The organism is Micromonospora chalcea (genome assembly GCF_028768405.1).
Taxonomy (GTDB): domain Bacteria; phylum Actinomycetota; class Actinomycetes; order Mycobacteriales; family Micromonosporaceae; genus Micromonospora; species Micromonospora chalcea.
The window spans coordinates 742,858-762,855 of record NZ_CP118233.1 but is presented as its reverse complement, the minus strand read 5'-3'; the positions used below and the strand labels follow the sequence as shown (position 1 = coordinate 762,855).

General features: G+C 75.6%; 13 protein-coding genes (1 of these 13 only partly in view). 4 read left to right on the top strand and 9 right to left on the bottom strand.

Annotation, left to right across the window (positions count from 1 at the left end):
* Positions 1-3 precede the first annotated feature (3 nt).
* Complete coding sequence (locus tag PVK74_RS03520) at positions 4-234, bottom strand: cation:proton antiporter regulatory subunit (RefSeq protein WP_043324761.1); 231 nt, start codon at positions 232-234, stop codon at positions 4-6.
* Between the two features lie 362 nt (positions 235-596).
* On the opposite strand from PVK74_RS03520, the gene PVK74_RS03515 reads away from it, so the two are divergent.
* Genes PVK74_RS03515 through PVK74_RS03505 form a run of 3 tightly spaced genes read left to right on the top strand, consistent with a single transcriptional unit; the run spans position 597 to position 2,749 of the window.
* Positions 597-1,436, top strand: coding sequence for a rod shape-determining protein (locus PVK74_RS03515; RefSeq protein ID WP_064446272.1), 840 nt, complete (start codon positions 597-599; stop codon positions 1,434-1,436).
* Between the two features lie 2 nt (positions 1,437-1,438).
* Positions 1,439-1,753, top strand: coding sequence for a TraR/DksA family transcriptional regulator (locus PVK74_RS03510; protein ID WP_030501973.1), 315 nt, complete (start codon positions 1,439-1,441; stop codon positions 1,751-1,753).
* A 48-nt stretch (positions 1,754-1,801) separates the two neighbouring features.
* Positions 1,802-2,749: an acyltransferase domain-containing protein gene (locus PVK74_RS03505; protein ID WP_274478158.1), complete on the top strand. Its 948-nt coding sequence runs from the start codon at positions 1,802-1,804 to the stop codon at positions 2,747-2,749.
* Here the strand turns inward: PVK74_RS03505 and PVK74_RS03500 are convergent, their stop codons facing one another.
* The 6 genes from PVK74_RS03500 to PVK74_RS03475 all read right to left on the bottom strand — a co-directional run bounded on the left by PVK74_RS03500 (position 2,750) and on the right by PVK74_RS03475 (position 9,119).
* Entirely contained in the window at positions 2,750-3,298 is a 549-nt protein-coding gene (locus PVK74_RS03500; protein ID WP_043324764.1) for a P-loop NTPase family protein, read from the bottom strand.
* A gap of 46 nt (positions 3,299-3,344) precedes the next feature.
* On the bottom strand, positions 3,345-4,568 hold the full coding sequence (locus tag PVK74_RS03495; RefSeq protein ID WP_043324765.1) for a multidrug effflux MFS transporter: 1,224 nt from the start codon (positions 4,566-4,568) through the stop codon (positions 3,345-3,347).
* Positions 4,569-4,832: 264 nt separating this feature from the next.
* Positions 4,833-6,977 (bottom strand): 2-oxo acid dehydrogenase subunit E2, encoded by a 2,145-nt coding sequence (locus PVK74_RS03490; protein ID WP_274478157.1) that lies wholly within the window; start codon positions 6,975-6,977, stop codon positions 4,833-4,835.
* Positions 6,974-7,876, bottom strand: a complete 903-nt coding sequence (locus PVK74_RS03485; RefSeq protein WP_069090125.1) for a thiamine pyrophosphate-dependent dehydrogenase E1 component subunit alpha — start codon at positions 7,874-7,876, stop codon at positions 6,974-6,976. The genes PVK74_RS03490 and PVK74_RS03485 overlap by 4 nt, the downstream gene beginning before the upstream one ends.
* Positions 7,873-8,112, bottom strand: coding sequence for an acyl carrier protein (locus PVK74_RS03480; protein WP_223201113.1), 240 nt, complete (start codon positions 8,110-8,112; stop codon positions 7,873-7,875). The genes PVK74_RS03485 and PVK74_RS03480 overlap by 4 nt, the downstream gene beginning before the upstream one ends.
* Entirely contained in the window at positions 8,109-9,119 is a 1,011-nt protein-coding gene (locus tag PVK74_RS03475) for a 3-oxoacyl-[acyl-carrier-protein] synthase III C-terminal domain-containing protein (protein WP_043324769.1), read from the bottom strand. The genes PVK74_RS03480 and PVK74_RS03475 overlap by 4 nt, the downstream gene beginning before the upstream one ends.
* Before the next feature lie 45 nt (positions 9,120-9,164).
* On the opposite strand from PVK74_RS03475, the gene PVK74_RS03470 reads away from it, so the two are divergent.
* On the top strand, positions 9,165-11,480 hold the full coding sequence (locus PVK74_RS03470; protein ID WP_274478155.1) for a lantibiotic dehydratase: 2,316 nt from the start codon (positions 9,165-9,167) through the stop codon (positions 11,478-11,480).
* On the opposite strand, the gene PVK74_RS03465 is transcribed toward PVK74_RS03470, so the two are convergent.
* Both PVK74_RS03465 and PVK74_RS03460 read right to left on the bottom strand, forming a co-directional pair.
* Complete coding sequence (locus tag PVK74_RS03465) at positions 11,448-16,766, bottom strand: non-ribosomal peptide synthetase/MFS transporter (protein ID WP_274478154.1); 5,319 nt, start codon at positions 16,764-16,766, stop codon at positions 11,448-11,450. The genes PVK74_RS03470 and PVK74_RS03465 overlap by 33 nt on opposite strands.
* Positions 16,763-19,998, bottom strand: partial view of a type I polyketide synthase gene (locus PVK74_RS03460; RefSeq protein ID WP_274478153.1) — the 3' portion only. 1,114 nt of this gene lie beyond the right edge of the window; 3,236 of the gene's 4,350 nt are visible here — the last part of the coding sequence; its start codon lies off the right edge, out of view — the gene reads right to left on this strand; it ends in the stop codon at positions 16,763-16,765. The genes PVK74_RS03465 and PVK74_RS03460 overlap by 4 nt, the downstream gene beginning before the upstream one ends.

The window sequence follows — 19,998 nt, the reverse complement described above, 5'->3', positions numbered from 1 at the left end:
CGCTCAGGCGGGAACGGCCACCAGTTCCGGGAAGCCGAGCAGGTTCGCCAGGGCCGACGCCTCGTCGCGGGTGAGGCTGAGAGCCACCATCCGGTCCGGGTCGTCCGGGTCGTCGTGGACGATGTCGCGCCGGCCGCCGGTCTGGTAGTCGATCACTCCGATGCGGCGGCCCTCGTCGGTGGTCAGCGTGTGCCGGACCCCGATGCCGGGGAGGATCGTGCGTTCGATGATCACGGGAACCTCCTCACGTCAACCATAGCTCCGGGGGGTACCCGGACCGGTTGTCCAGTGACCGGCAATCATTCGGCCCTTTGTTGGCCGGTCGTGCGCAATGCCGAGCGCCGCATTCCGGGCGAAGCTGGAGGTCCGAGGCGGTACCCGAGTAGCGAGGAGGTGGTGAGCATGACCCGCACGTCGATGGCTTCACCACCGGTGTTCGCCGGTTTCGTCGCGTCCCGGTCCGCGAGCGGCGACCCGCGGCGCGCCTGAGCCCCGGCCGCCGGCGCCGTCGAGCGAATCCGGCCCCGGCCCCCGGCCACGCCCCTCCCCCGCACCGTCCACCGCCCGGTTGGGCACCTGATCCGAAAGAGGTCGGTATGCCGCATCCCGTCACCGTCGTCCGTTCTCCGGCGCGTACCGGTCTGCTGATCGGCCGCTCCCACACCACCCGCCCGCCGGTGGGCGCCGACGCGGCGCCGATCGCCGTGGACCTCGGCAGCAGCCTGCTGCGGATCTGGCTGGGTCCGGGCCGGACGCTGAGCGTCCCGCTCGGTCACGGCCTGCGCAGCCCGGTCGTGCGGCGCGGACGGATCGTGGACGGTCCGGCCTGCGTCACCGAGCTGCGACGCATCCTGCGTGACCACCGCGCGGCGGTACCGGTCGGCGCGCTCGTGGTCGCCTGCCGGCCGGTGCTGGCCGCGCCGGCCGAGCAGGAGGCGACGCGCCGCGTGCTCGCCGCCGTCCTCGCGCCGTCCCGGCTGCTGTTCCTCGACAGCGTCCGGGCGGGCGCCATCGGCGCCGGCGCCGCCGCCGGCACCCTGCTGCTCGCCGACATCGGCGCGCAGCTCACCGAGGTGGCGCTGCTGGAGGACGGCCGGGTCGTCGCCGCCCGCCGCGCCGAGGTCGGCACCCGCGACCTGAACCACGCGACGACCGCCGGCATGCTCGCCGACGCCGCCGCCCGGCTGGTCCGTGAGCTGCGGCAGGACCCGGCGCTGCGGCCCCTGGTCCGCACCGCCCTGGCCCGCGGCGCGATCGTCATCGGCGACGGCGCGACCCGGCCGGACGTGACCGCGCGCCTGGTCGCGAGGCTCGGCGCCGCCGTCCACCGCGCCGCCTCACCCCGGACCGCCGCCCTGACCGGCGCCGGCATGGCCGCTGTCTCGGCCCTGCGCCACCCGCACGACACCCAGCGCCGCCCGGAAAGGAGCGCCTGATCATGACGCACGCCCTGAACGACCGCACGGACACCCTGCGGGAACTGCTGGACCGGCAGTTCAACGAGTACACCGACCAGCTCACCGAGCTGACGCTGCACACGCGGCAGCCCGACCACGGCGGTCACGACCCGGACACCCTGCGCCGGCTGATCGAGGCCGCGCGCCAGGGCGTCGCGGACACCGCCCAGGCGCTCAAGCGCATGTCCGACGGCACGTACGGCGTCTGCGAGCGCTGTGGCCAGGACATCCCGACCGCCCGCCTGGAGATCCGCCCCGCGGCCCGCTTCTGCGTGCCGTGTCAGCAACGGCGCTGACGCCGCACGGGGCTGTCGGCGCGGACGCCGGCCGGTAGCGTCGTCCCCATGGACGTGGACGACGTCGCCGGCCGGCTCGGCGTGCCCGCCGAGGAGATCGACCGGGTGCGCCGGCTCGCCGGCGACCGGCCTTCCGCGCCGCTGCCCGCCCGGGCGGACGCGCCCGCGCTGCTGCGGCGGCTCGCGGTGCGCCCCGACGACGCCGCCGAGATCATGGCGGGCTGGCCGGACCCGGAGTCCCCACTGTGGACCCCGGAGCTGCGCTGGCTGCTCGACCGCTCGATCGCCCTGGTCCGGGCCGACCTCGGCGGCTTCGCCTGGCTGCCGCCGGGCCCGGCGCTGCCCCGCGACCGGGGGCCGGCCTGGCGGCACCTCTACGCCTACGCGTACCTGGCCCTGGTCGACGTCGTCCGGGCGTACCACGCCGACCACGGCGTGCCCGACGAGGTTTCCTGGGCGACGCTCGCCGACCTGGGCAACAACCTCGCCGTCGACCGGCGGATGCACGGTGAGGGCTGGCCGGTCATGCAGGCATGGCTGACGCTGCACGCGCGCGGCGGCCTCTACGAGCTGGGCCGCCTGCAGCACCAGCGCGGCGACACCGGCGCCCTCGACCTGCACATCCCCGACTCGGGGCCGCTGACCCCGGCGGCGGTCGACGCGTCGCTGGACCGGGCCCGGGCGTTCTTCCCGCGCCACTTCCCCGACGAGAGCTACACCGCCTTCTCCTGTGGCTCCTGGCTGCTCGACCCACAGCTGAGCGAATACCTACCGGAGGACTCCAACATCGTCCGGTTCCAGCGGCGGTTCACGCTGGAGCCCTACCAGCAGATGGACGGGCTGGACGGCGACGTCGAGGTGCTGCGCTTCGTCTTCCGCAGCCTGAACACGCCGCTGGACCGGCTGCCCCGCCGCACCGTCCTCCAGCGCGCGGTCATCGACCACCTGCGGGCCGGCCGCCACTGGCAGTGGCGTCGCGGCCGTTTTCCGATGTAGTCACGTCCCGCGCCGGTCCGGCACCCGGCTGCCGCGCGCCAGCCAGTCGTCGAGGGCGGCCGGGTCGGTGAACAGCAGCACCGGCGGTCCGGCCGGGTCGGCCGCCCAGGCCCGCAGGCGCCGGCGCGCCCGGCCGAACCCGGTGACGTGCCACACCAGCACCGAGTCGAGGGACAGCACGCTTCCCCACGACTCCCGGTTGCCGTTGCAGATCTCCTCGCCGCTGGCCAGCCGCTGCCGCGTACGCCGCAGCAGCCGCCGGAACGAGACCCCGCGCGGGTAGTCCAGGCCGATCACCAGGTCGGCGCGGCCGAGCACCACGTCCCGCCAGCCGTGGTAGGCGCCGTCGAGGATCCAGCGGTCACGTCGGCAGATCTCCGCGATCCGCCGTCGCTGCTCGGCGACCGGCACCTCCACCCAGCCCGGCTCCCAGAGCAGATCGTCCACCGGATACCAGGGCAGGCGGTAGCGCTGCGCCAGCAGCGCGGCCAGCGTCGACTTGCCGGACCCGTGGATCCCCTCGACCAGGATGCGGGCCGGGGCGGTCATGGCAGCAGCGTAGGCGCTGCCCGCATCCCGCGCGCCGGGCGGTCCGTCAGTGCGCGACCGCGACCGCCGGATCCGCCTCCAGGCCGGCGAGCTGCGACGGCCGCACCACGACCAGCAGCACCGCCAGCGCCGCCACCATCCCGCCGGCCACCACCAGCGCCATCGCCACCGCGCCGGTGCCGAGCACGCCCACCAGCGGCGCCGCCACCGCGCCCACGCCGAACTGCACCGCGCCCAGCAGGGCGGACGCGGTGCCGGCCGCCTCGCCGTGGCGGGACAGGGCCAGCGCCGGGGCGTTCGGCATGGCCAGACCCGCCGCCGCCAGCACCAACCACAGCGACACCAGCAGCGCGGGCAGCCCGCCGAAGCCGGTCGCGGCGAACACCAGCAGCGCCAGCCCGGCCACCGTGCCCCCCGCCAGCGAGGCCACCAGGATCCACTGGGAGGAGTAGCGGCGCAGCAGCCGCACGTTGTACTGGGTCGCGCCGATCAGGCCCACCGCGCCCGCCCCGAACGCCAGCCCGAACTCCTGCTCGTTGAGGCCGTACCCGTCCTGGAGGACGAACGACGAGCCGGCCACGTACGCGAACAGCGCCGCCATGGCCAGGCCGGCCACCAGGACCAGGCCGACGAAGACGCGGTCCCGCAGCAGCCCGCCGTAGTTCATCACTGTCGCCACCACTCCGCCGCGCTGGCGGCGCGCGGGCGGCAGCGTCTCCGGCAGCGCGAGCGTGGCCAGCACGACGAGCAGCACCCCGAAGACGGCCAGGACCACGAACACGCCACGCCAGTCCGTCCACCGCAGCACACCGCCGCCGAGCGTCGGGGCGAGGACCGGCGCCGCGCCCATCACCAGCAGCAGCCGGGACAGCATGGTGGCGAACGCCGACCCGCTGAACAGGTCGCGCACCACCGCCATCGCGACCACTGCGGTCGCGGCGACGCCGAGGCCCTGCACGACCCGCAGGACGCCCAGGACGGCGACGTTCGGGGCGACGACGCACAGCGCCGAGGCCACGATGTGCAGCAGCAGACCGGCGATCAGCGGGCGGCGCCGCCCGACCGCGTCCGACAGCGGCCCGATCAGCAACTGGCCGACGGCGAGCCCGGCGAGCGTCCCGGTGAGCGTCAACTGCACCGCCGCCGACGTGGTCGCGAAGTCCGCCACGATCGCGGGCAGCGCGGGCAGGTACATGTCGATGGTCAGCGGACCCACGGCGATCAGCGAGCCGAGGACGAGCACGAGCCTCAGGCGCTGGCTGCGGCTCATCAGGTCACCCGGGGTGGGCGTCGGGGTGGCATCGGTCGTCTGGGGCGTCCCGGCCCGGTCGTGCGACCGGGCGCGGGAGGGTGCGGCACTCACACAGTGAGTCAAATGCGCCCCCGGTGATCACATTCCCGTCTCGGCGAGAGGTAACGCAGGTCACGCGCCTGCCCACCGGTGCGGCACGCCGCCGGGGCCGACGTCGCTGCCGGCGCCGGACGGGGACGAGGCGGCTGCGGCGACCGCACGGCGGCCGATCCGGGGTGCCGGTCAGCGTTGTAGCACCTCGCCGAGCGCGGCCAGGTACGCCCCGGCCTGCGCCCCGTTCACGAGCCGGTGGTCGTACGCCAGCCCCAGGTCCGCCACCGCCCGCTCGCGTACCCCGCCGTCGCCGTCGAGCACGACCTCGCGGTGCACGTCCGGCACCGAGAGGGCGCAGGTGACGCCGGGCGGGATGATCGGCCGGGACACCGTGACGCCGGGTGTGTCGTTGAGCGCGACCAGGAAGTTCATGCCGGCCATGTCCTCCTCGCGGAGCCGGCCGCGCAGCGCCTTCATCCGCAGCGCGACCACGGCGTCAGCGAGGTCGCCGAGGTCCAGTCCGGCCGCGTCGCGGATCACCGGCAGGAACAGTCCGGTGCCGACGTCCACGGTGAGCCCGATCGACGGCGCTTCCGCGTCGACCACCAGCCCGTCGCCGGTGAGCCGGGCGTAGAGGGCGCCGAACCGCTCGTGCAGCGCGGCCACGGCGGCGATGACGATCTCGGTCAGGCCGACCGTGGCGCCGGTCTGGTCGGCGGCGCGGCGGGCGTGTGCGAGCGCTGCCGTCACGTCGACGCGCACGGCGGTGAAGGCCACCGGGATCTCCCGGTGCGAGGTGGACACCACGTCGGCGATGCGGCGCTGCGCCGGTGGCAGCGGCCGTCCCGGCGTCGCCGTCCGCGTCCCCACGGCCTCCACCTGCTCCGGGTACGCCGCAGCGGGCGAGCCCAGCGGCTCTGGCGGGGCGGGCACGGCCGACTCGGGCAGGATCCGGCCGATGGGAGCGCCCGGGGCGCAGTCGGCGCCGGCTGCCACGTCCTGACGCAGCACGCCGGCCCGCGTCGCCGCGAGTTCCTCGATCGCCTTGGACGTCTCGACCGCCGCGACCGGCTCGCCGGCCTCCACCGTGGCGCCGTCCGCGACCAGCCATTCCAGCAGCACGTAGCTGTCGTCGTTGGGGTTGAGCCGCGGTACGTCCACCGGGACGCCCGCCTGCGCCGCCGTCGTCGGAGCGGAGGGCGGCGGATCGACGGGTGACGGATCGGTGCGCGGAACCGGAACCGCGCCGGGCACGCCCGGAGACACGCCGGCCGGAGTCGCCGGGGCGTCAGCCGGTCCGCCCCGGTCGCCGGTCGCCACCGGCGCGGCGGGCAGGCGCATGATCCGGTCCAGGATCGCGTCGGTGCCGAGCAGCACCGCCTGTTCCAGGTGCGGCGCGGACGGGATGACCCGGTCGGCGGAGCTGACCAGCTCGACCGGGCCGCGCAGCAGCGGCCACGCCTCGGCGTGCAGGCGGGCCGCGACCTCGCTCCCCCACGTGCCGCCCGCGGTGCTCTCCTCGGCGACGATCACGCCGTGCGCGCCGGCGAGCAGGTCGCGCAGGCCGTCCACGTCCACCGGGTAGAGCCGCGCCGGGACCAGCACCTCGACCGTACGTCCCCGCTCGGCGGCCCGCGTGGCGGCGGCGATCGCCCGGTTGGCGACCCCGCCCGGCGCGATGACGAGCGTCGGCGCGCCGGTGGCGTCCGGGTCGTGGACGCGGGCCCAGTTGCCGTCCGCGCCGCGCAACTCGAAGGCGAGGCGGTCGTCGACGCGGCCGTCCACGTACCGCCGCTGGGTGTAGAGGATCTTGTCCTCGAACAGCATCGCCGGTTCGTCGCGGCGCAGCGCGGCGGCCAGCACGTCGGCCGCGTCGTGCAGCGGGGACAGCTCGTACAGCGCGAGGTGCGGGATGCCGATGAAGTGTTTCTGCGGGCTCTGGCTGTGCGTCGCGCCGTAGCCGCGCCCGCCGCCGACCGGGCAGCGGATCACCACCCGCATCGGAGTGCGCTCGCCGTACATGGCGACGGACTTGGTGATCAGGTTGAGGATCGGGTCGAAGGCGAGACCGGCGAAGTCCCCGAACATGATCTCGACGATCACTGTGTCGCCGCACAGCGCCAGGCCACCCGCGACGCCGGTGATGGCGTTCTCGCTCAGCGGCGTCGACAGCACCCGGTCGGGGTAGGCGGTGGAGAGGCCCTGGGTCACCTTGAACGCCCCGCCGTACGGGTCGGCGACGTCCTCCCCCAGCAGCCAGGCCCGCTCGTCGGCGGCGAACAGCGCGTGCAGGGCACGGTTGAGGTTGCGGCTGACCCGTTCCGCGCGCGTCACGCCGCCGCTCCGCGCGCGAGCGGCCGGGCCAGCACCTCGGCCGAGACCTCCGCGACCCGCTGCCGGGCCCGCGCGTCGGCGGCCGCGAACCGCTCCGGGTACGCCTCGGCGTACCGCTGGAGCCAGTCGAGGCGGCGCAGCCGGTCGAGTTCGTCGGCGGGCCGGGTGTCGTCGCCCTTGCTGTGCGGGCCGAGCCGGACCGTGTGCTGCACGAGCACGTGCGGCGTCCGGGTGGCGCGGACCCGCTCGACGTGCGGCGCGGCGGCGGCGCGTACCTCGGTGAGGTCGAACGAGCCGGACTCGCTGACGGTGATGCCGAACCCGGCGACCCGGCCGGCGATGGTGCCGGCGAGCTGCGCGGTGGTCGGGGTGGACTGGGCGATCCGGTTGTGCTCGACCACGACGAGCAGCGGCACCCGCCACAGCGCGGCCATGTTCAGCGCCTCGTAGACAGCACCCTCGCCCCAGGTCCCGTCGCCGATGTACGCCACCACGATCGTGTCCTGCCCGGTGCGGTTGAGGTGCAGTCCCACGCCGACAGCGGCGGGCAGGCTCTCCCCCTGCACGCCGGTGGACAGGAACCGGTCCCGGCGCAGGTGTTGGCTGCCGCCGTACCCGTGGCACACCCCGCCGTCGCGGCCGAGCAGTTCCGCCAGCAGGCCCTCCGGGTCGCCGCAGTGCGCCAGGTAGTGCCCGTGTCCGCGGTGGTTGCTGAACACGAAGTCCCCGGTCAGCAGTGGGGCCAGCGCTACCGGGACGTACTCCTGGCCGAGGCAGGTGTGCGTGGTGCCGGCGAGGTGACCGTCGGCGTACAGGCGCAGCAGGTGCTCCTCGAAGCGGCGGATGAGCAGCCCCGCGTCGAGGTCGGCGTCGTCGAGCGGGGCCGGCGCGGCGCTCACTCCGGCACGCCCCGCTGGGCGAGCAGCGCGCGCAGGTCGCCCACCGACCGCACGGTCCGGATCTCCCGGGGCGTCAGCGAGATCCGGTACGCGTCCTCGACGGCCACGACGATCTGGAGGTGACGCAGGCTCACCCACGCGGCGGTGGTCGCGGGGCCGGTCTGCGCGTCGACCTGGTCGACGGGCAGTTCCAGCACGTCGGCGACGAGCCGCACCAGCCGGCTGGACATGCTCATACCTCGATGATCGTACAGGCCCAGTGGGTGCCCCGGCCCAACGAGATCAACGCGACCCGGTCGCCCTCGTGCAGCTCACCGGCGTCGAGCAGGCGGCTCAGCCCGAACAGTTGGTCAGCCGCGCCGAGATGCCCGTACTCGGCCGCCAGTGCCCGGTTGGTCCGCTCCGGCGGCACCTTGTGGGCCTCGGCGAGCGACGTCATGGCGCGTTCGTTGTCGGCGACCAGGATCAGCCGCGCCAGGTCGGCGACGGTGACGCCGGCCCGCTCGCAGGCGCGTTCGGTGACCCGCACCATCCGCTCGTCGAGGTGGCGGGCGTACTGCGCGAACTGCTCGGGGTCGTAGTCGAAGAACTCCATCACGTGCCACACGTCGCGGGCGGCCGGCGGCTCGGCGCCGGGTGCGAACGGCGCCGCGGCGCCACCGCCGTCGAGCCGGTAGAACCCGGCGTAGCGGCCGTCGGTGGCGGCCTCGGTGACCTGCCAGCGCAGCCGGGGGTGCCCGCGCCGGGCCACTGTGGCCACGGCGCCGTCGGAGAACACCATCGGCTGGGTCTCCATCCGGTTCCAGTACGCCTCGCAGGTCCGGTTGGCCGCGATCACGAGCGCGGTGTCGTACTCCGGGTGGGTGGCGAACTTGCCGGCGACGGTGTCGAGGCTGAGCACGCCGGTGGTGCACGCCTGGGTGAGCAGCACCGCTTCGGCGCCGGCCGCGCCGAGCCGGTACGCCAGGTCGGCGGCGGCGTCCCAGTAGAGGTGTTCGGTGAGGTCGGTGACGGCGAGCACCAGCAGGTCCACCCGCGCGGCGGGCAGCGTGGCGGCGTCCAAGGCGCGGCGGGCGGCCCGCTCGGCGAGGTCGGTCAGGCCGACGTCCGGCGCGGCGCGGTGCACCCGCCGGTAGCCGTAGCCGAGGACGCGGTTGACGTCGTCGGTGTACTGCGCCACCACGTCGGCGACGGGCGCCGGGTCGCCGAGCGCCTCACCGAAGGACACCAGCCCGAAGCTCATGCTCGACCGTCCCGCCGCAGATCCGCCGCTGCTTACCATTCCCCCATGCCCCGAGAGCATCTCACGTCCCTGCCCGGAACCCGTTGGCACGTATGGCGTTCCGCGTTGCTCCGGTCGGCCGGTTTTCCGGCCGGCGGGATGAGCCGGTTCGCCGCTCCGGCGCTCGCGGAGGCGGCCGACCGGCACCTGCGCGGGGACGGCGACGCCGCGGAGTTCGCTGCGGCGTTCGACGCCGCCGCGGCCGACCTCGGGCAGACGGTCTACGGCATCGCCTGCGACGACGCCTTCCGTACGGCGCTGACCTGGCAGAACCCTGCGGTCCTGCTCGCCGTCGACGCGATCCGGCGCGACGGCCCGCACGCCCCGCGCAACCTGCGCCGGCGGCACCGGGAGGAGGTCGTCGCGAAGTACTGGCAGCGGTACTGCCTGAAGAACGACACGGTGGGCTTCTTCGGCCCGATCTGCTGGACCGAGCTGGGCGGCAGCGGTCCGATCGCGACGGTGCGTCCCGGCGCGGCGTTGACGCGTACCCGGAAGGTGTTCCTGGAGCGGTGGGGCCTGGACGCGCTCGCGGAGGCCTTCGCCCGCGGGCCAGGCGTGCGGGACTGGCTGCCGGTGCGGCTGGGCCCGCACCTGAGCCTGCGCGACCGGGTGCTGCGGCGCCCGCACCATCCACCGCAGACGCTCCCGGCGGCGACCGCCGCGCTGCTCACGCTGGCGCGGCGCGGACCGCGCGTGGCCGACCTGGTCGCCGCGCTGCTCGCGGACCCGGCGAGCGGCTTCCGCCGGGCCGCTGACGTGCACGCGCAGCTCGACGACCTGGCCGGGCGCGGCGTGCTGCGGATCGGCTTCGACCTGCCGGTCGACCTCACCGCCGAGGACGCGTTGCGCGAGCAGCTCGCCGCGATCGGCGACGACACGGTCCGCGAGCGGGTGCTCGGCGACCTGGCCACGGTGAGCGACCTGCGCGACGCGGTGGCCGCCGCCGACGGCCCGGACGCGCTGGCCGCGGCGATGTCCGCGCTGGACCGGCGGTTCGTGGAACTGACCGGCCGGGAGGCGCGGCAGCAGCCCGGCGAGGTGTACGCCGGCCGCACGCTGTGCCACCTGGAGACGGTCCGCGACCTGGACGTCCGCTTCGGTGACGCGCTGCTGGCACGGCTCGCGCCGCTGGAACCGCTGCTGCTGTCGGCGCGGTGGCTGACCGCGGCGATCGGGCAGGCGTACGCCGACGCGCTGGCCGCCCTGTACCGCGACCTGGCGGCGGAGTCGGCCACCGCGGACGTGCCGGTGGCCGACCTGTGGTTCCTGGCGCAGGCGGTGGTGTTCGGGGCGGACCCGCCCGCCGCCGCCGTCACCGCCGAGTTCCTGGCCCGGTGGTCGACGGTGCTCGGCCTGGCCGACGCCGACACCGACGCCCGGGAGCTGCGGTTCGACGCCGCCGCGCTGACCGAGCGGGTCGCCGCCGCGTTCCCCGCCGACGCGCCCGGCTGGGCCGCCGCCCGCATCCACAGCCCGGACGTGCACGTGTGCGCGCCGGACGAGGCGGCGCTGCTGCGCGGCGACTTCACAGTCGTGCTCGGCGAGCTGCACGTGGCGCTGGCCGCGTTCGACACGCACTTCTTCGCGTACGGGCACCCGGACCCGCAGCGGCTGCGCGACGGGATGCGCGCCGACCTGCCCGGCGGCCGGGTCCGGCTGCTGCCGCCGGTGGACTGGCCCCGGCACACCGCCCGGATCGCGGAGTGGCTGCACGGGCCCGCCGACGCCCAGCTCGGGTTCGTCGACGCGCCCGGCGCCGACCCGGACCGCCTCGTGCCGATCACGACCCTGACCGTGCGGCCGGACGACGACGGCACTCTTTCCGCGCACGCCGACGACGGGCGGCGGTGGCCGCTGCTGGAGGTGTTCGCGCCGCTGTTCGACTACCAGGTGTTCGACACGTGGAAGCTGGCCGGCAACGCCGGGCGCACGCCGCGCGTCACCGTCGACGACCTGGTGCTGGTCCGCGAGACGTGGCGCACCACTGTGGGCGAGACCGGCCTGCACACGGTCAAGGGCGAGCGGGAACGCTACCTCGCGGTACGGCGCTGGCGGCTCGCGCTCGGCCTGCCCGAGCGGATCTTCGTGCGGGTCGACACCGAACTCAAACCCAGCTATGTGGACCTGACCAGCGGCGTCTACACCCGGCTGCTGTGCACGCTGCTGCGCGGCGCGCACGCCAAGGGCGGCGACGGCGTCGGGCTCACCGTCACCGAGCTGCTGCCCGGCCCGGACGACGCCTGGCTGACCGACGGGGCCGGCCGGGCGTACGCCTCGGAACTGCGGCTACAGATCGTCGACCCGGCGCAGGTGCGGTAGCCACTCGGTGGCGTCCGCCGGCGCGTCGGGGGTCTCGGTGTCGAACCGGCGCAGCCGGCGTACGCCGTAGGCGCCGAGCGCCACCACGGCCAGGGCCAGCCCGGACACCACGAACGCAAACCCGAGTCCCCGGCCGGGGCCGGTGCCGATCAGCGCGCCGACGCTGCCGGCCAGCGCGCCGCCGGGGGCGAACATCGGTTCCAGCAGCGACCCGCTCAGCGGCACCAGCACGGCGAAGCCCAGCGGCAGCGTCGCCCAGGTCAGCGTCTGGATGATCGCCAGCACCCGGCCGTGGAACCGCTGCGGCACCTTCACCTGGATGATCGACAGGTAGATGCCGTTGTGCAGGCCCAGGCCCAGCCCCACGCCGAAACTGCCGAGCGCCACCAGCAGCAGGCTCGGCCGGACGCCGCTGAGCACCAGGCTGACCGCCACGCCGAACGCGATGGCGATCAGCGCGGGCATCCGGCGCCGGGTCGGGCCGCCCCACACCGCGATGGCGAGTCCGCCGAGGACGGCGCCGAGCGCCTCGGCGAACGCCACGGTGCCGACCTGGCCCATCGTGCCGAACGCGAGCACCATCGGCGGCACCAGCAGCAGGCTCGCCAGGCACAGGTTGTAGAGCGAGAAGAAGCCCAGCATGGCCCGGAAGCCCGGCTCGGCCCACGTCATCCGCGCGCCACCGATCAGCTCCGCCAGGAACGGCTCCTTGCGCCGCCGGCCGAGCAGGTCGGGGAACCGCACGGCGGCCAGCACACCGATCGCCACCACGTAACTCACGATGTCGATGACCAGGACGCCGGCCAGGCCGATCGCGGCCAGCAGACCCGCAGCCAGCAGCGGCACCGCGAGCGAGCTGAGCCCGACCGCGAGCTGCGCGATGCCGTTGGCGTGCCCCAGATAGCGCTTCGGCACCACCTGTGGGATCGCGGCCAGGTAGGTGATGCGTTGGAACACCGACGCCGCGCCGAGCACGCACACGAGCGTGTAGACGGCCGCCAGCCCCAGCCGGTCGGTCCAGAGCAGCAGCGCCAGCAGCGCCTCCGCTGTCACCGCCGTCGCGCACGCGGCCAGCAGCACCCGGCGCCTGTCGAACCGGTCCGCGACCGCGCCGGCGACCGGCAGCGTCAGCAGCGCCGGCAGGTACGCGATCACCCCGGACAGGCCGAACCACAGCATCGAGCCGGTCTCCAGGTAGACCCAGACCGGCACCGCCCACTGGGTCAGCGCCGACCCGGTCGACGAGATGAGCTGGCTGGCGGTGATCGCCAGGAACCGGCGTACGCCCGGTTGCACGCCGGTCTCGGCGGTGACCGGATCGGTGCTGGTGGCCGCCAGTGCCCAGCCGTCACCGGCGAGCTGTCGTGGCGCGGCGGACGGCTCGGCGGACGGCTCGGCGAGCCGGGGATGGGTGCGGGTGAGCACCTCGGCGAGCGCCTCGGCCCGCTGCTTGACGAAGTAGTGCCCGGCCTCGTCCAGCACCACGAGCGCTGTGGACTCGCCGAGGAAGCTCCACTCGCGGTACCGCTCCTCGTAGTACTCGGTGAGCACGTCGTGGGTGCCGACGACGGAGATCACCGGTGCGGGCACCCGGACCGGTTCGCCGTCCAGCCACTCGGTGAACCGCTCCTGCGCCTCGGCGGCCTCCCGCCGTACGTGGTGGACGAACCGGTCGACCTGCGCCGGGTCCAGGTCGGCCAGTTCCGCGCCGATCGAGCGCAGGAACGTCTCGTACCGCCGGTCCGCGCCCCGGGAGTCGGCCCAGTCGACGAGCCGGCCGAGCATGTTGTCCGGGCGGGCGGTCGGGAACACGCCCCCGGCGTAGATCGCCTCGATGGGACGTCCGCGCTCGTGCAGCCGCCGGGCGATGCCGGTCAACAGCGCGCCGCCGACGCAGTGGCCGTACAGGACCAGCGGGCCGTCCACCCGCTCCTGGATCTCGGCCACGCACCGCTCGACCAGCTCGTCGAAGGGCAGCTCGGTGTCGCGGACGCCGACGTCGTGGCCGGGGATCGCCACGGAGAACAGCGTGTGCCCGGCCGGCAGCGCGTCCGCGAGCGGCTGGTAGATGCTGGCGAGCCCGCCGCCGTAGGGCACGCACACGTACGAGCGCACCCGCTGGTCCGCCGGGACCGGCCGGGTCAGCTCGTACAGCAGCGGGCGCTGCCGCTCCCCGTCCGCCGGGGCGTCGATCAGCGCGGCCAGCCCCTGCACCGTCGGGTGCGCGAACACGTCCATCACGCCGACGTCGACCTGCCCGTACGCCTCGCGCAGCAGCGCCAGCATCCGGATCGCCAGCAGCGAGTGACCGCCCAGCTCGAAGAAGTCGTCGTCCAGGCCGACCTCCGGCACGCCGAGCACGTCGCGCCAGGTGGCGGCAACCGTCTGCTCGACCGGGGTCACCGGGGGACGGCGCTGCGCGGGGGCGACGCCGGACGAGGGTGCGGGCAGCGCGGCGGTGTCGAGTTTGCCGTTGGCGGACAGCGGCAGCGCGTCGAGCGTCACGAACGCCGACGGCACCATGTACTCGGGCAGCCGCCGTTTCAGCGCCGCCCGCAGCTCCGCCGGGCCCGGGGCCTCGCCCGTCAGGTACGCCACGAGACGCTGCTCGGCGGGCGTGGCGCCGCGCACGACGACGGCGGCGGAGCCGACGCCGGGCTGTTCGCGCAGCACCGCGGCGATCTCCCCCAGCTCGATCCGCAGGCCCCGCAGTTTCACCTGGTCGTCGATGCGGCCGAGGAACTCCAGCGTCCCGTCGGTACGCCAGCGGGCCAGGTCGCCGGTGGCGTACAGCCGGCCGCCGGGCTCGCCGAACGGGTCGGGGACGAACGAGGCGGCGGTGAGTCCGGGGCGGTTCAGGTAGCCGCGAGCCACCTGAACGCCGCCGAGGTGCAGCTGCCCGGCCACGCCGACCGGCACCGGGCGCATCGCCTCGTCGAGCACGTACGTGCGGACGTTGCGGATCGGCCCGCCGATCGGCACCCGGGTCACGCCGGTCAGCGCGTCGGGGGTGGCCGCCCAGGCGGTGACATCGATCGCCGCCTCGGTGGGCCCGTACAGGTTGTGCAGCGCCGCCGACGGGATCGCGGCCACGGCGCGGCGGGCCAGGTCGGCGGGCAGTTCCTCGCCGCTGCACACGATCCGCCGCAGCGACCCGCAGCGGGCCGGGCCGGCCGGGGCGGCCGTGGACAGGAACGCGTCGAGCATCGACGGCACGAAGTGGACCGTGGTGACCCGCTCCCGCTCGATCAGCTCCCGCAGGTACGCCGGGTCGCGGTGCCCGCCCGGCGCGGCGAGCACCAGCCGCGCGCCCACGAGCAGCGGCCAGAACACCTCCCACACCGACACGTCGAACCCGATCGGTGTCTTGTGCAGCACCGCGTCGTCCGGTCCGAGCGCGAAGGCGTCCTGCATCCAGTCCAGCCGGTTGACGATCGCGGCGTGCTCGTTGACCACGCCCTTCGGCCGCCCGGTGGAGCCCGACGTGTAGGTCACGTACGCCGCGTTCCCCGGCCCGGCGGCAGTGCCGGCGGCGGTGGGCGGCCGGTCCGGCGCGGTCAGCGGCAGCACGGTGCCCGGGACGGTCAGCCCGTCCGGCAGCTCGTCGGCCAGCAGCACCCCGGCGCCGGCGTCGGCGAGCATGAAGGCCAGCCGCTGCGGCGGGTGGTCCGGGTCCAGCGGCAGGTACGCCGCGCCGGCCCGGTGGATGCCGAGCAGCCCGGCGATCAGGCGGCGGGAGCGGGGCTCGTGGATCGCGACCACCGACTCCGGTCCCACGCCGTGCGCGACCAGCCGCGACGCCACCTGCTCGGCGGCGTCGGACAACTGCGCGTACGTCATCCGGGTGTCGCCGTCGACCAGCGCGACCGCGTCCGGCGTGCGCCGGGCCTGGGCGTCGAACAGCTCCGCCAGCGTGGTCCGGCGCACCGGGGCGGCGGTGGCGTTCCAGCCGGTCACGACCTGGGCGCGTTCGTCCGTCGGCATGACCGGCAGCGCGCTGACCCGGGTCCGGGGCGCCGCCACGGCGGCGGCGAACAGCAGCAGGTAGCGGTCCGCGAACGCCTCCATCGCGGCACGCTCGAACAGCGCGGTGCGGTACTCCAGCCGCAGCTCGTCCCCGGCGATCTCCAGCGACAGGTCGTCCATGGCGCCGCCGAACGCCTCGCCCCGGCCGGTCGGCAGGTGGTGGAACGTGAGCTGGTAGAGCGGCGGCACACCGGGGTCGCGCCGTACCGCCAGCTCCTCGACGAGCTTCTGGAACGGCATGTCCTGGTGGTCCCAGGCGTCGAGCACGACCCTGCGGACCCGGCGCACGAGCGTCAGGAACGGTGGATCGCCAGACACGTCGACGCGCAGCACCAGCATGTTCATGAACATGCCGAGCAGCGGTTCCAGCTCGGCCCGGTCCCGGCCGGCCACCGGCATGCCGACCACCACGTCGTCGCTCCCGGACAGCCGGTGCAGCAGCGCCACGTAGGCGGCCAGCTGCACCATGAACGGGGTCGCGGCGGCCTGCTGGGACAGCTCCGGCAGCGCCGCCGTCACGTCGCCGGGCAGCGTGCGGCGGACGTCGGCGCCGTCGAACGTGAGCGTCGCCGGGCGCGGCCGGTCGGTGGTCAGCGCGTGCACTGCCGGCAGGCCGGTCAGTGTCTCCCGCCAGTAGTCGCGCAGCTCGTCCCAGCGGGGGCCGTCGAGGCGGTCGCGTTCCCAGGCCGCGTAGTCGGCGTACTGGATCGGCAGCTCGGGCAGGTCCGGCGCGCGGCCGGCGACGGCGGCGGCGCACAGCTCGGTCAGCTCGGCGCGCAGGTGGAGCAGGGACGTGCCGTCGAGGACGACGTGGTGCCCGGCGAACAGCAGCCACCAGGTGTCCGGGTCGAGCCGCAGCAGCCGGCCCCGCCACAGCGGGGCGGCGTCCATCGGCAGGTCGAGACCTGCGTACTCGGCGACGATCCGGGCGCGGGCGGCGTCCCGCTCCGGCTCGGGCAGCGCGGACAGGTCGGTGACCGGCAGCTCCACCGGGACCGTGGAGTGGATGTCCTGGTAGAGCCGCCCGTCGTGCAGGCGCAGCGTGGTGCGCATGGCCTCGTGCCGGTCGGTGACCGTCCGCAGCGCGGCGAGCGCCTGCTCCGGCCCGGCGCCCGCCGGCAGGGTGACCGCGTCGGTCATGGTGAACAGCGGCTGCCCGGGGCTGAGCTGGGCGGTGAACCAGACCCGCTCCTGGGCGTACGAGGCGGGAACGGTGTAGACGTCGTCCACAGGCGTGACGTCGTGGCGCGACTCGGTCATCCCGGCCGTCCCGGTCGGTGCAGACGCGGGATGGGCGCCTCGGCAGATGCGGAGGCGGACGGGGCGGCGCGCAGCGACTCGATCCGGGCGGCCATCGCCGCGACGGTGGGCGCGTCGAACAGCACCCGCATGGACAGCCGGGCGCCCACCGCCTGCCGGATCCGCAGCACCAGCTGCGCGGCCACGAGCGAGGTGCCGCCGAGCCGGAAGAAGTCGTCGTGCGGGCCGACCTCGGCCACGCCCAGCACGTCACGCCAGATCCGGGCGACGGTGTCCTGCAGGTCGCCGTCGGCGGCGGTCACCGTCGAGGCGGTGGCCGCCGTGGTCGCGGCGAGCCGCCGCTCGTGCCCGGCGACCGCCCCCACCGTGTAGGCGCCGATCGCCACCGAGCCGGTCCGCCCCTCGGCGAGGACCCGCAGCGCCGCCCGCACCGCCGCTTCCGGGGCCAGCCCGTCGTGGTCGGGTACGCCCTCCTCCCGCCACGCGCCCCAGGCCACCGACAGCACCGGCGACCGCCAGCCGTGCGGGCTGCGCGCGTACGCGTCGAGGAACGCGTTGGCGGCCGTGTCGTCGGCGCGGCCCAGGCCACCGGCGAGCGCGGTCACCGAGGAGCTGAGCAGCACGAAGTCGAGCGGCATGTCGCCGAAGACCGCACGCAGCGCCAGCGCGCCGGTGACCTTCGGCAGCAGTTCGGCTGTCGCCTCGGCCGGCCGCGACCCGGTGGACAGTCCGGTGTCGGGCAGCCGTGCGGCGTGCACGATGCCGTCGAGTCCGCCGAGGTCGTCCTCGATGTCGGCGCGTACCGCCCGCAGCGCGTCCACGTCTGTCACGTCGGCGCGCACGTGGCGGACCTGCGCCCCGGCCCGTTCCAGCGCCTCGACCAGGTCCGGCCGGGCGGTCCGGCCGACCAGCACCAGCCGCGCGCCCCGGCGGGCCAGTTCGGCGGCGAACGCCCCGCCGATCCGGCCCGGTCCGCCGGTGATCAGGTAGCGCCCGCCGTCGCGCAGTGCCGGCCCGGTACGCCGGCGCGCCGGCGCGGCCGTGAACCCGCGTGTCCAGCGGCGCCCGCCCAGCCGCAGCGCGACCGCGTCGGCCCGCTCGGCGCCGAGCAGTTCGTCCGCCAGCGCGTCCGCGCCCGGGTCGGCCGGGTCGGCGTCGACCCAGTGGCAACGCAGTCCCTGACGTTCCAGCGGCACCGAGCGCACCGCCCCGGCGACTGTGGCATGTTCCGGGCGCAGCAGGTCGGATCCGGTCACGTCGGCCGTCCCGGCGGTCACCACGTCCAGCGCCACGTCGGCGGCAGGCAACGCCTCCAGCAGCGTCAGCAGCGCGAGGTACCCGTGTTCCTGGGCCGCCGCCACGGCGTCGGCGTCCGGGCCGGCCGGGTCGCCGTCGAGCGCCCACGCGTGCACGATCCGGGCGGCCCGGCCGTCGTCGGCGCACTCGTCGAGCAGGCGCTGGTGGTCGGCGACGCTGGCCGGGCGCAGCCGGTAGCCGTCCGGGCGGACCGCGAAGGCCGGTCCGGGACGTACCACCGTGACGTCCACGCCGCGCTCGCGCAGCCGGTCCGCGAGCGCCGTGCCGCGCTCCCCTGCGGCGAACAACAGCAGCGGGCCGGGCGCCTCGACGGGAGCGGCGTCGGGCAGTTGACCCCAGACCGGCACCTCGACCACGCCGTCGTCGTACCGCTCGTCGGTGGCCGGTCCGGCGGGCGCGGCCGCCGGCTCCGGGTCGATCCAGTGCCGGGCGCGCTGGTACGGGTAGCCGGGCAGCGGCACCCGGCGCGGCGTGCCGGAGGCGGGCAGTCGCACCGGCACCCCGGCCGTCCACAGCCGGCCCGCCGCCTCGTACGCGGTCTGCCTGCCGGTCAGCCGCTCCCCCGGCGCGGGCAGCGTGCGCAGCGGCGCCCGGGCTCCCGCCGGCAGGCTCAGCCGGGCCAGACCGGCGAGCTGCCGGCCGGGGCCGCACTCCAGCAGCAGCCAGTCGTCGGCGGCGCCGGTCGCGGCGAGCGCGGCCACTGTGGCGCCGAACCGCACCGGCCGGCAGAGCTGGTCGGCCCAGTACGCCGGGTCGGTGATCTGCTCGTCGGTGAACGGCGCGGCGGTCGCGGCCGAGAACACCGGCAGGTCCGGCGCCCGGCGCGGCACCGCCGCCACGAGCGCCGCGAACTCGTCGCGCACCGCCGTCAGCAGCGGCACGTGCATCGCGTACGGCGACCGCAGCGGCGTGCAGCCGATGCCGCGTTCGCGCAGGAGGACCTCGGCGGCGGCGACCGGTTCCGGCGCGCCGCCCACCACGCAGGTGTGCGGGCCGTTGGTGATCGCCACCGCGACACCGTCGGGCAGCAGCGGCGCGATCTCGTCGGCGCCGCGCTGCACGGCGAGCATCCGGCCCTCCGGCGCGGCCTGCACGAGGCGGCCCCGGGCGGCGGCGAGCCGCAGCGCGTCCGGCAGGTCGAACACCCCGGCCACAGTGGCGGCGACCAGTTCGCCGACGGAGTGGCCGATCATCGCGGCGGGCGTGACGCCCCAGTGCCGCCACAGCGCCGCGAGCGCGTACTCGACGGCGAACAGCGCGGGCTGCGCCACCGCCGGTCCGGCCAGCCGCTCGTCCGCGCCCGGTCCGGCGTCGAAGATCATTTCGCCCGCGTCCCAGCCGAGGATCGCGGCGCACTCGTCCACGGCGGCGGCGAACACCGGCTCGGTAGCGGCCAGGTGCGCGCCCATGCCGGGGTGCTGCGCGCCCTGCCCGGGCAGGAGCAGGCCCACCCGGGGCGGCGTCGCGGCGTCCCCGGCGGCCCGGCGTTTCGGGTCGGTGAGCGCCGCCGCCGCCCGGGCCCGGTCGACAGCGACGACGGCGGCCCGGTGCCGGTACGCCGGCCGGCCCTCCCGCAACGTGTACGCCACGTCGCGCAGCCCCACATCGGGCGCGCCGGTGAGCCGCTCGGCCAGCCGGGCACACGCGGCGGCCAGCGCGTCGGGGGTCGCGGCGGACACCTGGAGCAGCTCGCCGCCGCCGTGATCCGGCTCCGGGGGTACGCGCGGCGGCGCCTCCTGGAGCACCAGGTGCGCGTTGGTGCCGCCGAGGCCGAGCGAGCTGACGCCGGCCCGCAGCGGCCGCTGGTCCTCGGGCTCCCACTTGGTCAGCGTGGACACCACGTAGAACGGGCTCGCCTCGATGTCGATGTCCGGGTGCCGCCGGTCGTGGTTGACGGTGGGCGGGATGAGCCGGT

Bases quoted from the DNA above. Each gene is read 5' to 3' on its own strand.
- PVK74_RS03515 (WP_064446272.1), top strand. From the start codon at position 597: ATGCCGCATCCCGTCACCGTCGTCCGTTCTCCGGCGCGTACCGGTCTG.
- PVK74_RS03510 (WP_030501973.1), top strand. From the start codon at position 1,439: ATGACGCACGCCCTGAACGACCGCACGGACACCCTGCGGGAACTGCTG.
- PVK74_RS03505 (WP_274478158.1), top strand. From the start codon at position 1,802: ATGGACGTGGACGACGTCGCCGGCCGGCTCGGCGTGCCCGCCGAGGAG.
- PVK74_RS03500 (WP_043324764.1), bottom strand. From the start codon at position 3,298: ATGACCGCCCCGGCCCGCATCCTGGTCGAGGGGATCCACGGGTCCGGC.
- PVK74_RS03495 (WP_043324765.1), bottom strand. From the start codon at position 4,568: ATGAGCCGCAGCCAGCGCCTGAGGCTCGTGCTCGTCCTCGGCTCGCTG.
- PVK74_RS03480 (WP_223201113.1), bottom strand. From the start codon at position 8,112: ATGAGCATGTCCAGCCGGCTGGTGCGGCTCGTCGCCGACGTGCTGGAA.
- PVK74_RS03475 (WP_043324769.1), bottom strand. From the start codon at position 9,119: ATGAGCTTCGGGCTGGTGTCCTTCGGTGAGGCGCTCGGCGACCCGGCG.
- PVK74_RS03470 (WP_274478155.1), top strand. From the start codon at position 9,165: ATGCCCCGAGAGCATCTCACGTCCCTGCCCGGAACCCGTTGGCACGTA.
- PVK74_RS03465 (WP_274478154.1), bottom strand. From the start codon at position 16,766: ATGACCGAGTCGCGCCACGACGTCACGCCTGTGGACGACGTCTACACC.